Below are 14,881 nucleotides of genomic sequence, written 5' to 3' on the forward strand. Positions count from 1 at the left end.
TCCGCTGCGCTCCGAGTTTTAAGCGGGTCCCTACGCGCTGCGCGCGTAGGAGAGCGGAGCTCTCCGCTGCGCTCCGAGTTTTAAGCGGGTCCCTAGTGCTCTGACCGGGAAGGTTCACCGGGTTGAGGGTCTCCCGCTGTACTGCACGGAGGTCTTCTCGGTCGCCCAAAAGCGGAACATCGTGAGGGCCTCGGTGAGGTTGCCGGGGCCGCAAGCAGCGTGGAAAACCTTGTCGGATGTCCACGCCGAGACCCAGTCGTGCGTGGTGCGTTCGACATCCTGACGCGGGTATTCGTGCTCTTCGAGGTCCGTTTCCTCTAGATCTATGCGGACTGTCCAGCCTGGGTTGTCAAGCGTGTCGATCTTCACGCCCCACTCGTGCTCCCAGTCACCGTCGCACTGCGCCATGTACCAGTCCTGCAGCCAGCCCACGACATGTTCGGAATCGCTCATGGCAGGGATGCTAAGCCTGGGTTCGGAAGGTTTGGGGTCGGAGTGTCAGGCTGCGGTCGGACCGGTGGTGCCATCCCGCCTCCCCTGCTGGTCGGAAGCGACATCGCTTCCGACCAGCACAACGAGCAACCCGGTGAACCTATGCGGTCACAGCACTAGCCGCTGCGCGGCTAGGAGAGCAAAACTCTCCGCTGCGCTCCGAGTTTTAAGCGGGTCCCTACGCGCTGCGCGCGTAGGAGAGCTGCGCTCTCCGCTGCGCTCCGAGCTTTAAGAGTGTTTTCTAGGCGCTCCGCGCCTAAAAAAGTGAAGTGCCTTCGCTGAGCTTCGGTGACTTAAGAGGATTCCTAGCCCGCTGCGCGGCTAGAAAGGCGAAGCCCTCTGCACAAGCCTGTGGCCGGCCCTATGGGCCGGGGTCCTCCGCTGCGCTGCGGACTGGAAACGGGGGTCACTGCGCTCCCCTGGCCCTTCTGCACTGCGCTTCGAAGGGCTTGACTTTCCCTCTGCTTCGCTCCGGGGGCGGGACGGAAAGTGCATCAAAGTGATGTGGTGTGTGGGATACCGAAGAACACCGTACCACCGCCTCAAGACTTCAAGTATCTATATAGATAGCCAGAGCCGGCTACCGCGAACTTCCGGCAGGCCGGCTCCCAAGACGGGGCCGGGCCGTGGGCGGGTGCGGGACGTGCGGCCGGAGCCTCTGCGTGGAATCCGTCGAGATGGGGGCATGTGGCCAGCCGCGACTCAGGCTATGGAAGCTCGGCGGTTCCGATGAACTCTCCGGCACCGCCTGGACACTGCTCAATTCGGCATGCGGTGCAGGTGGGGCGTCATATCAACGCTCGTACCGCGAGCGTTCGTGTGTTTCCCTGCTCGGAGCGGAGGGAGCGGGCCTGTGGTCACCACCCGGCGTCGGCGGGTCGCCAGGTCCGTAGCGGTCACAGGGCGGGGGTGGGATCATGTCCGGCCGGCGCGCCGCAGTTCCGTTCCGTATTGAGTTAATACCTTCTCACGAAATAGTGCGAGGGTAAGCGCCTGAAATGGCACCTACCCTCGCCCAGATCTTGCATCAATCACGGAAGGCGAGTGAGTCGCCAACCGATCATCCCGTCGCTCCCCCGCTCACCGTCCACGCTTTTTACAACCAAAGCGAGAGAGGAAGGGGCCTTGGGAATGCGCTTGACTGCTGCACCCCCGTTACAGGGAATGGAAAAATCGGGGATCCCGGTTACCGAGATCTTCGCACTTCCCCTGCCTTCGATACAGACAATCTGCAAGTTATAGGAATCCCCAGCACTCAGGGGGTTCACTGCCGAAACACCGTCTGACGTTCGTTCAAATCCCATGGCCACAAACAGCGGGTCATCGGTCGGAACCTCAGACACACCCAAGGCTACTCGCGCAGCATTTTCCAGCTGTACGGACTCACCGGAATCAGCTGACTCGTTCGGCGCTGGAGAGGCCTTCGGTTTTGTCGGTGAGCCGGATGCTCCAGTACTCTCGGTGCAACCACTGAGGGCTACAGCGAACCCCACACATACCGCCAGCAACGCGAAGACTCTTCCACTTTTCACGAATTGGTCTCCCACCAAGTCCACCCCAGCTCACGCGTGGGGAGGGTCACGGTACCGCCCTTGATCTTGACCTTGCTACACCGATCGGCACTGGTCTTGTACTTCGCCCAGCCCATCTTGTATCCGCTGGCGCCGTACTGCAGGTGCCCGTACTTGCCACGGCTCACGCCGTGCGTGTAGGTGTGCCCCACCGTGTAGGCAAACTCGGCCCCGATCGCCACATCGACCTTCGCCTTGGCCTTCACCACGAGCCCACTGAATTCGGCCTCGCCACCCACCGTGATCGAACCCCGGACGATGCCAGCCTTCGTGACGGAGACCGTCATTGTGCCCCCCGGACCATCCTTAAAGGAAGTACCCGGCATCATGGACTTGACGAAGTAAGGCGTCTTGGACGTGATGTCAGTCCACTCCTTGTAAGGGTTGTCACAACGCGGAACCACTGGCGTTTCCGGATCTTCATTCACCTCCGGAAGAGCTGCCAACGGTTCATCGGAAAGCTGCTCGACCGACGTGGGGCCCTGGGCGTAGCTTGGCGCATCCTCAACACTTTCCGCAGGAACAGCGACCGCAGAACCACAGACTCCGGCGACAAGAGCCGCAGCAGCCAACGGCGAAAAGAACCAAGCCTTCTTCACGAACATTGAAAATCCCACCCCTTTGGAGACTGCTCCGCCTTACGGGAGCAGCTGCACCCTCCGAAGGTAGACCGTGTTCGATCACTCCAGAAGCGTTGCCTGAATGCCTGAGCAACATTTGAGGAACACCCGTCCAAAAAGTTTGATACCCGCCATTTGGTAAATAATTCAAGCCGATACCCGCTCGCCCCCGAACAGAGTCTGCGGACTCGGGCGATCATGCCGCCGGTTCCAGGAAGACGGCCCGCAGCGCGGAGGAGCTCCGGGCGGGCCGTCTACTGGTGCTCGTGCCTTCGCTGAACCTGCTCACCCGGACCAAGGACGCGTGGCGTGAGGGCGGCCGAACGGGCCCGATGGTGGGGGTGTCCTCCCTGTGGGGGTGGGAGGACGTGTCATTCCCGAACACCACGGATGTGGCCGAGCTGGTCGCCTGGGTACGGGCCTTCGACAAGGTCACCGTGTTCGCCACCTACGCCTCCCTCGGCCTGGGCACCCTGGAACGCGCCCACCGGGCCGGGCTCCTGGGGTGGGACATGATCGTGGTCGACGAAGCACACCGGACGTCCGGCCTGCTGGGAAAGCCGTGCGCGGTCGTCCACGACCAACCTGCGGATCCCGTCCCTGCGGCGCCTCTACATGACCGCCACACCCCGCCTGTGGCAGTTGAACAAGGACACCCGACCACGGGGCGCCGGGTGAGCTGGTGGCGTCGATGGACGACGACCCGACGGCCCCTTCGGAGCCCGCTGCTACACCCTGACCCTCTCCGAAGCCATCGACGGCGGCAGCTGTACCCCCTACCAGGTCGTCTGCGTCGACATCAACGACACGCAGCTTCAGGCCGCGCAGCGCGGAAAGCCGCTCGGACGCCGTCCGCGGGGCCCGCCTCGCGACCCTGCAGCCGCAGGACCCTGGTGTTCCACCACGTGGTGAAGGAGGCCGAGGCCTTCGCCGCCGGGCTCCCGACCGTCGCGGGCCGGCTCCACAAAGTCAGCCCCGCGGCCTACCCACAGACCATCTGGGCGGACTGGCTGTCCGGGGAGCACCGGCCGGGGCATCGGCGACGGGTCCTGGCGGAGGGGCCATCCCGCGCTCGGTCGGGTCGGGGTGGGGGCGTAGTCGGTGATCACCCGAACGTGGGAGCACTCCGTGCGGTGCAGGGTCCGCTTTCCCACGGCGTAGGGGTGACCGGCCGGGTCCCGGTAACGGGTGTACGCCTCGGCTCCGCGGCGGTGGGCGGCGTCGAGGTCCGGTGCCGCGGCTCGGCAGTCCGGGCAGTCGACCCCGCAGTCCGGACCGGGCCCGTCACCGTCTCGGACGGGCGTCGTGCTGATGGTGGACATCGCCCACTCCTTCGGAGGTCGGCCCCGGCCACGACAGGCCGGAGGCCCGCATGCTGCCACCCGGAACCAGCACCCGCGAACCGCTGGTCCCGCGAGACCCGCAGCGCCGGAGGGGCCCACAGGACGGGTTCTGGGTCTTCGGCCGGCAGCAAAAGACGCGGCGTCTGGCACCGAGTCAGCACATCCGGCCCCTGCAGCCTCCGGGCTACTCGGTGAGGGATTGCGCAGCGGGCCACGGAAAGAGGTTGAAAAGCATCAAAAGTATCCAAGCCAGGTGCCAAACAAAGGCCAGGATGCGTGCGGGAAGCTTCGGCACCGCCATGAGCCTGAAAGCCCAGTAGAGGGGTACGAGGCACAGCAGCGTCGTTGTGAAGGCGGCGCCTATCCGGTCGCTGACATCGCTGCCCTGAGCAGCGTGAGCTTGGCCAGTGAAGTACCAGAGCCCGACCACGGACAGAAGCGCCAGACCCAGCACGAAGGCCAAGGGTTTGTAGCTGCCTTTTGCCCAGAAGGACAGAGTTTCCGAAGCCGGCTCCCGGACGACAGCGGTAGTGGAGCCAGAGGTGGTTTTCGACGCGACGGCAACAAGCCCCAAGCGCTGAAAAAGCCCCAACCACGTCAGCTCCTGCCTCGGCCGGGTGGTACTGGACTTCGGGGGGGTGCCAGCGCGTTGGGCCGGTGCGAGGCGGGCGGGGCCGGCCGCGTGGAGAGCTGTGGCCAGGCGGGCCGGGCCGGCGGCGTCGAGGGTTCGTGCCACCAAGGTCAGCGCGGTCCGGCGTTCGGTATCGGTGCTGGTGGGGGGCTTGTCCAACGCGATGTTGGACAAGGGTTGGACACCGTCCTGGACGACTTGGACGGCTTGGACGACGAGGTGGGCGTCGGATTCGTCTTCCTCCGCGGGAGCGGCGCGCAGGCGTTCCTCTTCGAGGAGTGCGTCGTCTTCGAGGCCTTCGGCGGCGATGCGCTCCAGCTCGTCGTCGAACACGCTGTCGTCCGGGGCCTCACGGCTGACGAGTGCGACGGTCTGGGGCGGGATGACCACCAGGTCCCGCGCCTCCTCCTCCAAGCGGCGGATCTCCTCGTCCGCGAGCAGGGCTTCGGCCAGCCAGTACTGCTCCAGCTCCTCCGCGGTCATCCTGCGGTGGCGGGCGCGTTCCTGTTGGACACGTACCCGGCCCAGGCGCTCCCTGGCCTGCCCCATCTGCCGCTCCATGCGGCCCCGCTCGCGCTCGTTGCCGAGTTTCAGCTGAAGCTCGGCGTTCTCCAGCCGGCTCTTGGTGTAGGCGTGCATGATGTTCAGCTGATCGATCTGGCTCTGCGCCTTCGCGACCTTGCCCTTGAGCTCGATCACCTGCTGCAGCGCGTCATCACGCCGCTGATGCTGCCGGACGAGGGCCGTGCCGTGAGCTCCCCGTCGCTCGGTGTCGGCCTCCTTCCACAGCTCCCACGCCCGCAGCACCTTGGCCTGGCGTACCGGCCCCGGCTTCGTGAAGGACTCCAGGAGTGGGCCGAGGTGTTCCTTCGGGATGAGCTGGGAGCCGTTGAGGTAGTTCCCCCAACTGGAACTGCTGGGCTCGAACATCTCAGCGAGCTTGTGCACCGACAGACCGTCCGTCAGGTCGACCAGGAAGAGGGCCAGTCGGCCCCCCGCGGTCTCACCATCGACCTTGCGCTTGGGCGCCATCGCGTCCTCCCCCTCCGCTTGTCCAGCCATGACCAGCCGGTGACCACACCCCGCACCCAACTGACCAGGCACAACACCCCACACCGCCCTCTTGCACAGGCAATCGGCGGCACCATCCCCCCACGGCTCCATCGGAACAACCCAACGGGGAGAAGATCATGGAACTGTCGATGCTGTACGCCTTCCTCGGCCACGACGTCCTCGGAAACGCGGCCGCCGCACTCCTCATCGCCGGGGGCGGATTCATAGCCAAGAAGATCCGGAGCGCACTCCGCAACCGGAATGCCGGAAACCACCACGGCCGGCCATAGACGGTCCGGTGACCACCCGGTCCGGCGGAGGCCGGAGAGGGTGATGAACGCGCAGCTCCCTCACCCGCCTCGGTCCCGAAGCGGGTGGGGCCGGCCAGTGGAAACGGTGGCGGCCGGTACCCGGTGGTACCGGCCGCTGTCGCGCCCGAGGTCGGTCACGTGGCCTCAGAAGGCCCCGGAGATGCCCTTGACCAGACCGGAGAACCACCCGCCGCCGGGTCGGCGGGGGCGCGGCGTCTTGACTCGGAGCCGGGCGACGGGGGCCGGCTTGACGACCTTCTCGGTCTTCTCGGTGACCTGCTCGGCGGCCTTCGCGGTGACCGGCTCGGTGGTGCGTGGTTGCTCGGCCGCCGCGGAGCGGGGGGACAGGAGCTCCGGCTCCGGATCGGGCTCGTCGCGGGGTTCGGGGAGGGTGAGGACGGTGGCGAGGGTGGTCTTGGTGTGGTGGAGGTCCTCCTCCAGTGCGGTGAGCCGATGGTGGACGTCGTGCTCGAAGGCGCCGGTGCGGTTGGCCTCGATGCGGTCCCACGCCTGGAGCCAGCGCCGGACTTCCGTCTCGTCGGTGACCCCGCAGGCCCGGACGAAGTCCGCGAGGAAGACCCGGCGGCAGGGCCGGGACCCGCTCAGGACCGCGCTGAGGGTGCTGCGCGGCAGCACGGCGACGGTGAAGCGCTTGGAACGGTTCTCCAGCTCGCGCAGCGAGGGGTTCCCGGCCCGCAGGCGCAGGGCCTGCATGGCGTGGAGGAGGTCGACGGGCTCGGAGATGTACTGGAGAGCCTTGACCGAGCGCCGGGGCTGGGACGGGTTGGTCTTGCCGGGGGTCGGGACGGAGACGGCCTTGGTCCACAGCCGCTTCGCCTCGGTGATGTTGCCGCCGCAGGCCTTGGTGTACGCCTCGACGACGGGCCACGCGGGGATGCTGGGCTGCTTGCCGACGACACGGACGAGCTCGGCCCGGTACAGGGTGCTGCGAGAGATGGACATCCCCATCCGCTCAGTTCGGATCGCCACCTGGCTGACAGAGAGGCCCGAGGCCTGGCGCAGTGACAGCAGCCACTGCGCCAGATCCCGGGCGGCGTGCTCAGCCAGGGCGCTCGGTGCGCGCCCCATCCCGGTCTCCTAGGAGACCGGGCGGCGGGTGGAGAGGGTGTCGACCAGTCGGCGTATCAGCTCGATGCCGATGAGGCCGCCGACGGCGAGGACGGTGACGACGGTCTCGACCGGCATCCCGTACACGGTGAGCGCGGCGGTGAGGAGGATGACGATGACCACGATGATCGTGGCGGGCACCGGGACCAGGGGTCCGGTGCCCTTCGTCGGAGCCTCCACACACGCAGCCGCGCGCGTGGGCTTCTTCTTCAACTGTCACTCCTGAGGATCGTTGCCACTCGACAGGTCCATCAGCTGACCGACGGCCTTGCAGGACCGAAGGTCTTGGACCACCCCTCAGCGTTCAGGACCACTCTGTGCCCGTCTATACGCGCCGGCGGTGTCGTTTCAGGCTGTCCCACTGGAAGTTGAAATAACGTCAGTGCCGAACGCGCAGGTCAGCGCGGGCAGTCGCCGCGGCCTTCGGTGTCCGTTTCGGCCACTTGTCCCGGGTGCGGCGGACGACTGCCCTTGTCCCGGCAGGATGGAACCCTCAGGCTGCGACTCGTAGCCCGAATCAGGCGGGCCTCGCGAAGGGGGATGGGTGCATGCCAATCACGTGGTCGGAGCTGCCGCCGTCCCTCGCCTTCCACCTCGGGCTGCTCCAGCTCGTGCTGCCGGAGGCCGACCCCATCGCGTCGAGCCGCCCCAGGATCCCCGGGCGTACCTCCGAACCTCCGTGGCGCAGGCAGCGCCACCCGTCTCTCGAATGACCACGAGAGACGAATCCGGGTGCTCACCAGGCAGGCGCGGAACCCGTGCTCGCCACCCCGGGAGGACATCCCCGACCAGGCGCGGAACGGTGCCTCACCGGGTTGCCTTCTCACGCCATGTCCGCATGCCCGCAGGTCAGGCATGCCCTGGACGTGGCCAACTGCGTCCGCCCGTCTAGGGCGGATCGGTCTCCCCGGGCCGTTGCCACTCGACACAACAGGGGAACAGGCCGGGTCTCGTTGCAGCGAGTCCGGCCCTCGGTGCGGCCCCTCGGGCCGCACCCCGAGCTTTGCGACACCGTAGCGGGCGAAGGCGGCCGGAGGAGGGGAAACTCCCTGCTCACCAGGCCGCCGCCCGCTCCCACGAGCATGGGCCGAACGGGTGGCGGGACGTTTCACGTCCCAGCCGCTGCCGCCACGGTGAAACGCGCACCGACAGCAAGTCGGTCCCGCATTTCCGTGCCCGCTCCCGGGCGTGCGAGACCCCTCTCAGGACCGCCGCACCTCATCCACAAGGTCGTGGCGACAGTCCGTCAAACCCGACCGTCCGGATGCGGCTTCAGCAGCCCAGTGCGGGGCTGTGGTTTGAGGGGGCGGGCGGTCAGTGGGTCAGGGACGTGAGGACCTGGAGGGCGCGGGGGGCTTCGGTGTGGGGGACGAAGAGGTGGTCGTGGTGGAAGCCGGCGATGACGTTGCAGCTGAGGCCGGCTGAGGCCAGGGCGGTGGCGAAGGCGGCGGTGAGGCCGACGGCGTCCAGGGCCGAGTGCACTTCCAGGGTGATCCACGCGGCCACGTAGTCGTAGGGCAGGCCCTCTCGGTCGGCGTCCGCGCGGGGTAGGACGAGCGTGAGGCCTTCCTGCTCCCACATGGTGGCGACGGGGCGGGTGCCGGCTGGAACCTCGCCGGCCGGTGCCGTCGTGAAGACGTACTCGCCGTCGTTGAGGTGGGGGCTCATCGAGGTGAGCAGGGTGCGGAGGTCCTTCTCTCCCGACATGGGTTCTCCCGGGGTGGCGCGGCCGCTCGGGGGTGAGCGGGGGTGTGCGGGGGTGTGCGGGATGATCGTTGTTCGTCACCGTACGGGGTGCGGGGCTCGTGGGTTCGTTGCCGGGCCAGGCCGCGTGTGGGTGCGCCGGGTGGAGGTGTGTTGTGGTGGTCCCGTCGGGTGGATGGCTTGGGAGGCGCGATGGGTGTGCGGCGGGTCGTTCCCAATTTCCGGTCCGGGGATCCGGAGGGGAGTCGGGAGTTCTACGGGCTGTTGGGGTTCGAGGAGGTGATGAACCACGGGTGGATCATGACGTTGGGTTCGCCTTCGCAGCCGGCGGCGCAGATCAGCGTGATGCAGGAGGACCGGACGGCGCCCGTCACTCCTGATGTGAGTGTCGAGGTGGACGACGTGGACGCGGTGTATGCCGTCGTGCGGGAGGCCGGAGCCGAGATCGTGTACCCGTTGCGGGATGAGGCGTGGGGGGTGCGGCGGTTCTTCGTTCGTGATCCCGGGGGGCGGGTGGTGAATGTGTTGGGGCATCTGTGACAGCTGCCGGGGAGGGGTGAGTGGGCCCAGGGTGGGCGGGCGGGGCGGGGTCAGGGGGTGGTGTCGCGGACGGCTTGGGCTACTGCCGTGAAGTCCTTGCGGAGGATTTTGGAGTGGTTGCTCTTCACCTTGGCGCTGATGCGGATGTGGGGGTTGCGGGCGCAGACCGGGGTGAGGTTGGCGCGGATCTGCTCCATGAGTTCGGGCTTGCCGCCCAGGTTGCCGCCGGTGGCCAGGATGTAGTGGACGGGGGCCGTCACGCTGTCGAGGACCGGGTTCAGGACTTCCGGGGCGCAGAGTTCGTTGGCCTCGATGTTGATTTCCGCGTGCTGTGCGGCGGACATCTTGGCCGCCATGCCGAGGGTGCGGGCGATCGGGAAGATCGGGCCGAGGCGGCGGAACAGGGTGCGGATCTGTTGGCGGGCGGCGTCGTCGAGCCAGGAGTGCGGGAGGGCGCCGTCGACGGGGATCACGGCGGTGGTGCGGTGGGGGTTGCGCGCGGCCCAGTTGAGGGCGATGGCGGCGCCGTAGGACCAGCCGACGAGGGTGGCACGGTCCACGCCGCGGGCGTCGAGGACGGCGTCGAGGTCGCGGAGGCAGGCTTCGAAGGAGTAGTCGGCTGAGCGGCCGGACTTGCCGCGGGCGCGGGCGTCGAAGGTGATGTGACGGTAGTCGGGTCCCAGGGCTTTGATGACGCGGCGCCAGTGGGACTGGTCGGCGTAGCAGCCGTTGAGGTAGATGACCGGGTGGCCGGGGCCGCCGGTGTCGGTGACGGCCAGTTCGGTGTCCTCCACGTTGAGCGTTCCGGTCCAGGGGGTGGTCGGCTGGGTGGTGGGCTGGGTGGTCGGCTGCGTGGTGTGGGTGGGCATGGGGGGCTCCTGGGTGGGTGAAGCGGGTGTGGTGGTGGGGCGTTGCGGGGTGGGCACGGTGGGTCCTTCGTCGTGCGGGCGTGGGGGTGGGGACGCGTGGTCAGTTCGTGTGGGCCTTGATGTCGCCGTGGGTGGTGGTGGCGTGGAGGGTGAGGGTGGGGGTGGGGGCGGTGTTGGTGAGGGCGTTGTGGATGCGGCCGTGGGCGGTGCCGGCGTCCAGGGAGGCGGAGGTGCCGCGGGCGGTTCCGATCGTGATGTGGCCGTACTCGGTGCGGAGGGTGACGGTGCCCTGGTGGGCTTCGGTGACGGTGATGTCGCCCTTCTGGGTGATGAGTTCGGCGGGGCCGGTGAGGTGGGTGAGGGTGATGTCGCCGGCCTGGAGGGTGATGCGGGCGCCGGTGGTGGCGTGGAGGTGGAGGGTGCCGTGGGCGCTGTCGAGGGTGACTTCGCCGAGGTGGCCGGTGGTGCGGAGGTCGGTCGTCGCGGTGGTGGCGGCGAGGTGGGATCCGGTGGGGAGCTGGAGGGTGATCTCGGCGGTGCCGGCGGAGCCGAGGAGGTTCTTGTGCGGTGCGGCGGTGATGTGGAGGACGCCGTCGGTGTAGGTGGTGTCGATGCGCTGGGCGGCCTGGGCGTCGCGGGTCTTGGTGGTGTCGGCGGGGCGGATGTCGACGGTGGTGTCGGGGCGGTCCGTGGCGGTGAGGCGGATGAGTGCGGCGGGGACGTCGAGGACGACGGCGATGGGGGTGGGGGTGGCGAACTGCTGCATGTCGGACTCCTGTTGTCGGGGGTGGCCTTGTTGGGTTCGCGGCCGCTCCGTGTTGTTTCGACATCAGGAAAGCTACGTTGCGTTGACGGATCGAGCAAGTGTGGTGTTGCGTCAGATTGTTGTTTACGCTGGTGAGATGGGTTTAAGTCTTGCAATGGGGTGGAGGGTAACGCAACGTTGTGAAGGTGCCGCGTTGCAATGGATTGGGGGTGAAGGCTATGCTGGGGGTGTTCGGGAATCGAGGAGGACACAGTGCCGGGAGGCAGGCTCACCCAGCAGGAGCGACAGCAGATCGCGGTCGGGCTGGCCGATGGTCTCGCGTACGCGGAGATCGGGCGGCGGTTGGATCGGCCGACGTCGACGGTGACGCGTGAGGTGATGCGCAACGGTGGGCCCACGGCCTATCGGGCGGATCTGGCGCACCGGGCGACGGAGCGTCGGGCGCACCGCGGGAAGCGGGTCGTGGCGCGGAAGGCGGTGGCGGCGCCGCAGGTGGACGGGCGGGACGCCGAGGCCGTGCGGGAGTACGAGGAGTTGTTCACGACCGTGCTGATGGGGTCGGGCGTGCCGAAGATGATGGCGCGGGTGTTGTCCTGTCTGACCATCACCGATGCGGGGAGCCTGACGTCGGCGGAGTTGGTGCAGCGGCTCCAGGTGAGTCCGGCGTCCGTGTCGAAGGCCGTGGCGTACCTGGAGGAACAAGGGCTGGTGCGGCGGGAGCGGGACGAGCGGCGGCGGGAGCGGTACATCGTCGACGATGACGTCTGGTACCAGTCGATGATGGCGAGTGCCCGGTCCTCGGCTCAGGTGGTGTTGATCGCGCGTCAGGGGGCGGGGGTCATGGGGCGGGACACGCCGGCCGCCGTGCGGTTGGAGAACATCGCGCGGTTCGTGGATTTCGTGAGCGAGAGCATCGTGCGGGCGGCGGAGCAGGGGCGGGCGATTTTGCAGACGCGGCCCGGTGGGGCTTCGGGCGAGGGGTCGGGGGGTGCCGCGGGGGTCGATTCCTGAGGGCGCGCGGCTGCCGGGTTGAGTGGCGGGGTGGGGTGGGGTGGGGTGGGTGAGGGGCCGTTCGCGGGTGCGGGCGGCCCCTTCGTGCGTCGTCGTCTCCGGTGCGTCGTCGCCTTCGGTGGGTGGTGTCCGGTGGGTGGGTGTGGGGGCTGTCAGGTGTGGGGGCGGTGGAGGGCCAGGCCGTCCAGGACGATGGACAGGCAGGCGGTGAACTTGGTGTCGCGGGCGGCGGCGGGGTCCTGGCCGGTGGTGGGGTCGGTGTAGGCGGCCGACAGGTGTTCGTGGTCGGCGGCGGCTTCGGCGGCGGCCGGGAGGAAGCGGGCGATGAATTCGGCTTCGGTGGAGCCGGAGCGGGCCACGGTGGTGAGCCAGGCGGCTTCGGTGGTGGACATGCCGATGGTGTAGGAGAGCAGGACGTCGATGGCGCGGGAGGGGTCGGGGAAGCCGGCCGCGGTGAAGAGGGTGGCGAGGCCCTCGGAGTAGCGCATGAGGTTCGGGCCGAGGTAGGCGAGGCCGGCTTGGCCGAGGACCGCGGCGAGCCAGGGGTGGCGGAGGGCCGTGGCCCGGAAGGTGGTGGCGGCCTCGGTGGCAGCGGCGCGCCAGTCGGCGGCGGCGTGTTCCGCGGTGGGGACGGTCATCTCCGCGACGACCTCGTCCACGGCGAGTTCCATGAGCTCGTCTTTGGTGGCGACGTGGCGGTAGAGGGAGGTCGCGCCCGCGTTCAGGCGGGCGGCGAGCTTGCGCATGCTCAGGGCCTCGATGCCCTCGGCGTCGAGCATGGCGACCGCTTCGTGGACGATGGCCGCACGGTTGAGGGCGGGTTGGTCGGGTTCGCGGCGGCGGCGGGTCCAGACCGAGGGGACCGGTGGGGTGGGGGGCGCGGCGGACGGCCTGGTCGTCGTTGGCGTTGCCGCCCTTGTTGGCGCCGCCCTTGTTGGCGTTGCCGCTGCCGCGGTCGGGGCGCCCAGGGCGAGCCGGGGTGGGTGCGCGGCTCGGGTGGGGGGCGGGGGTTCGGGCCTGGTCATGAGACTCCCCTTCCTCGGCGCGTACGGCGTGCGCAGTTAGCGTACAGGGTCGGGGTACCGCGCACACTGTTCCGTTATGCATGCAGCGTTCGCAGAGAAGGAACAGTGTTCCGAGACGAGGAGAGCTCGGGGGCCGTGAGGGACCTTGGGGGCCCGGAGGGTTCGGAGGGCCTGGGCGTGGGGGACTTTGAGGTCGCGGAGGGCCTTGGGGTCGCGGACGGTTCGGAGGGTTCGGACGGTTGCGGGGAGGCTGGGGGCGGCGGGGTTGTCGTGGCCGGTGGGGTGGGTGTGGGCGCTGGGGTGAAGTGACCTGACCTGGGGTGGTGTCCGTGGGTGGGACTCCCCCGGTGGGTGTGGACCCCGGCGGGTGTGGACCCCGGCGGGTGGAGGAAGCGATGAGGCCGGTGCCCTGGTGGGCACCGGCCTCGGTTCCGTACCCGATGAAGGGGATGGCGTACGGGCACGGAAGTGGGGGGTTCGCTCGGTCCCGGGCGGGCCCGGGACCGGGGGTGGGGATCCGGCCGAACTGTGGCGGTTGGTGCTGGTGGTGCGGGTGGTCCGGCCGGGCGTCTGGGTGGGGGGTGGAGTGGTGGCTCCGCTCGGGGGCCGGGGTGGGGGCCTCGGGCCCCGAGCGGAGCCTGGCTGCGGGTCGGGTTGGGGGTCCCGGCGCAGCGGGTGGGGTGGTCTGAGTGGCGCGGTGTGGGGCCGCGGGTGGGTGGGGGTGGGGGATGACCGGGTGGGTGGTCAGGGGGTGGGGCGGAGGGGGAGGTGGACGTCTATCTGGGTGCCGGTGCCGGGGGTGCTGGTGATGGCGAGGCGGCCGCCCAGGGAGTCGATGCGGTCGGTCATCGAGCGGAGGCCCGGGGTGCGGTAGCCGGGGGCGAGGAGGGCGGCGGTGTCGAAACCGACACCGTCGTCGGTGATGCCGGCGTGGACCCAGCGACGGGTGAAGCGCAGGGAGACGGTGACGCGGGCGGCCTCGGCGTGGCGGAAGGCGTTGTCGAGGGCTTCGCGGACGGCGAGGAAGAGTTCGCGGCGGCAGACGTCGGAGAGGAGGCGTTCGTCGCCCGTGCACTTGAAGACGATCTGGGGAGCGTTGGCCGCGGCTTCGGCGGAGTTCGTGGCGAACTCCTGGAGGACGTCGGCCAGGGGCGGGAGGACGGTCTGTTCCTGGAGGCGGCTGGTGAGGCGTCGGGTGACGGCCAGGGCCTGCTGGATGGCGTGGCGGGCCGCGTCGAGGTGGGAGGTCTCCTCCGTCTCGATGGCGTGGAGCTCGATGCGGCGGGCGGCTGCGGCCAGGGCGGTGCCCAGTTCGTCGTGGACCTCGCAGGCGATGCGGCGGCGCTCCTGCCAGATGGGGTCGCCCTCCGCCGCCGCGTCCGAGGGGGTGGGGGACGCGGCGGCGATCGAGGGGCGATCGCTCAGCCAACTGCGGGCGTAGCGGGAGCGGTTGAGGCCGTTCTGCAGGTTCTCCGCGAAGCCGTCACCGACGGCGGCCTCCAGCCACGCCATTCCGGCGCCGCCGGTGTCGTGCCGGTGTGCGGGGGCAGCAGCGACGCTCACCTGTCTCCTCCTCAGTACCTGGTACTCGGCAGGGGTTCAGCCCGGAGAAGGAGGCTAGCAAACCGGCTGTGCGGTTTTCAATGGGTTACGGTCCAGGTATCTCCCGCGCCGAGGAGTCCGAAGAGGTCTCCCTTGCCCTTGAGTTGCACCGCCTCGTCCAGTTGGTCGGCCATTTGGGTGTCGTAGACGGGGCGGGTGGTGTCGCGGAAGACGCCGATGGGGGTGTGGTGGAGGGTGTCGGGGTCGGCGAGGCG

The 14,881-nt window shown here is 68.7% G+C and carries 13 protein-coding genes and 2 pseudogenes; 4 read left to right on the forward strand and 11 right to left on the reverse strand.

Annotated features, from left to right (window positions below; all coding sequences use genetic code 11):
* Nucleotides 1–114 precede the first annotated feature (114 nt).
* The 3 genes from ABTZ17_RS32095 to ABTZ17_RS32110 form a co-directional block, all read right to left on the reverse strand.
* Entirely contained in the window at nt 115–453 is a 339-nt protein-coding gene (locus ABTZ17_RS32095) for an immunity 53 family protein (protein ID WP_352199308.1), read from the reverse strand.
* Between the two features lie 1,567 nt (nt 454–2,020).
* Entirely contained in the window at nt 2,021–2,668 is a 648-nt protein-coding gene (locus ABTZ17_RS32100) for a hypothetical protein (RefSeq protein WP_352199309.1), read from the reverse strand.
* 1,542 nt (nt 2,669–4,210) lie between these two features.
* Nucleotides 4,211–5,689, reverse strand: a complete 1,479-nt coding sequence (locus tag ABTZ17_RS32110; protein ID WP_352199310.1) for a coiled-coil domain-containing protein — start codon at nt 5,687–5,689, stop codon at nt 4,211–4,213.
* 158 nt (nt 5,690–5,847) lie between these two features.
* On the opposite strand from ABTZ17_RS32110, the gene ABTZ17_RS32115 reads away from it, so the two are divergent.
* On the forward strand, nt 5,848–6,000 hold the full coding sequence (locus ABTZ17_RS32115; protein WP_352199311.1) for a hypothetical protein: 153 nt from the start codon (nt 5,848–5,850) through the stop codon (nt 5,998–6,000).
* Between the two features lie 165 nt (nt 6,001–6,165).
* Here the strand turns inward: ABTZ17_RS32115 and ABTZ17_RS32120 are convergent, their stop codons facing one another.
* Together ABTZ17_RS32120 and ABTZ17_RS32125 are read right to left on the reverse strand one after the other, a co-directional pair.
* The gene (locus ABTZ17_RS32120; protein ID WP_352199312.1) at nt 6,166–7,110 is read right to left on the reverse strand and encodes a hypothetical protein; all 945 of its coding nucleotides are present in this window, start codon (nt 7,108–7,110) and stop codon (nt 6,166–6,168) included.
* A 9-nt stretch (nt 7,111–7,119) separates the two neighbouring features.
* On the reverse strand, nt 7,120–7,362 hold the full coding sequence (locus ABTZ17_RS32125) for a hypothetical protein (RefSeq protein WP_352199313.1): 243 nt from the start codon (nt 7,360–7,362) through the stop codon (nt 7,120–7,122).
* Nucleotides 7,363–7,697: 335 nt separating this feature from the next.
* On the opposite strand from ABTZ17_RS32125, the gene ABTZ17_RS32130 reads away from it, so the two are divergent.
* Nucleotides 7,698–7,862, forward strand: coding sequence for a hypothetical protein (locus ABTZ17_RS32130; RefSeq protein WP_352199314.1), 165 nt, complete (start codon nt 7,698–7,700; stop codon nt 7,860–7,862).
* 601 nt (nt 7,863–8,463) lie between these two features.
* On the opposite strand, the gene ABTZ17_RS32135 is transcribed toward ABTZ17_RS32130, so the two are convergent.
* Nucleotides 8,464–8,856, reverse strand: a complete 393-nt coding sequence (locus ABTZ17_RS32135) for an ACT domain-containing protein (protein ID WP_352199315.1) — start codon at nt 8,854–8,856, stop codon at nt 8,464–8,466.
* 189 nt (nt 8,857–9,045) lie between these two features.
* Here ABTZ17_RS32135 and ABTZ17_RS32140 point away from each other — a divergent pair, with 189 nt between their 5' ends.
* The gene (locus ABTZ17_RS32140; protein ID WP_352199316.1) at nt 9,046–9,393 is read left to right on the forward strand and encodes a VOC family protein; all 348 of its coding nucleotides are present in this window, start codon (nt 9,046–9,048) and stop codon (nt 9,391–9,393) included.
* A gap of 50 nt (nt 9,394–9,443) precedes the next feature.
* On the opposite strand, the gene ABTZ17_RS32145 is transcribed toward ABTZ17_RS32140, so the two are convergent.
* A complete protein-coding gene (locus tag ABTZ17_RS32145) occupies nt 9,444–10,262 on the reverse strand; it encodes an alpha/beta fold hydrolase (protein WP_352199317.1) in 819 nt (272 codons plus the stop codon).
* Between the two features lie 100 nt (nt 10,263–10,362).
* Entirely contained in the window at nt 10,363–11,028 is a 666-nt protein-coding gene (locus ABTZ17_RS32150) for a DUF4097 family beta strand repeat-containing protein (RefSeq protein ID WP_352199318.1), read from the reverse strand.
* Nucleotides 11,029–11,280: 252 nt separating this feature from the next.
* On the opposite strand from ABTZ17_RS32150, the gene ABTZ17_RS32155 reads away from it, so the two are divergent.
* The gene (locus ABTZ17_RS32155) at nt 11,281–12,039 is read left to right on the forward strand and encodes a helix-turn-helix domain-containing protein (RefSeq protein WP_352199319.1); all 759 of its coding nucleotides are present in this window, start codon (nt 11,281–11,283) and stop codon (nt 12,037–12,039) included.
* Nucleotides 12,040–12,191: 152 nt separating this feature from the next.
* On the opposite strand, the pseudogene ABTZ17_RS32160 reads toward ABTZ17_RS32155, so the two are convergent.
* From ABTZ17_RS32160 to ABTZ17_RS32170, 3 genes and pseudogenes are all read right to left on the reverse strand, one after another.
* Nucleotides 12,192–12,905, reverse strand: a pseudogene (locus ABTZ17_RS32160) (TetR/AcrR family transcriptional regulator); the annotation flags it as partial.
* Nucleotides 12,906–13,808: 903 nt separating this feature from the next.
* A complete protein-coding gene (locus tag ABTZ17_RS32165; protein ID WP_352199320.1) occupies nt 13,809–14,627 on the reverse strand; it encodes a sensor histidine kinase in 819 nt (272 codons plus the stop codon).
* 77 nt (nt 14,628–14,704) lie between these two features.
* Nucleotides 14,705–14,881 (reverse strand): annotated as a pseudogene (locus ABTZ17_RS32170) (2-oxoacid:ferredoxin oxidoreductase subunit beta); the annotation flags it as partial.

It is taken from the genome of Streptomyces sp. NPDC097619 (assembly GCF_040302735.1).
Taxonomy (GTDB): domain Bacteria; phylum Actinomycetota; class Actinomycetes; order Streptomycetales; family Streptomycetaceae; genus Streptomyces.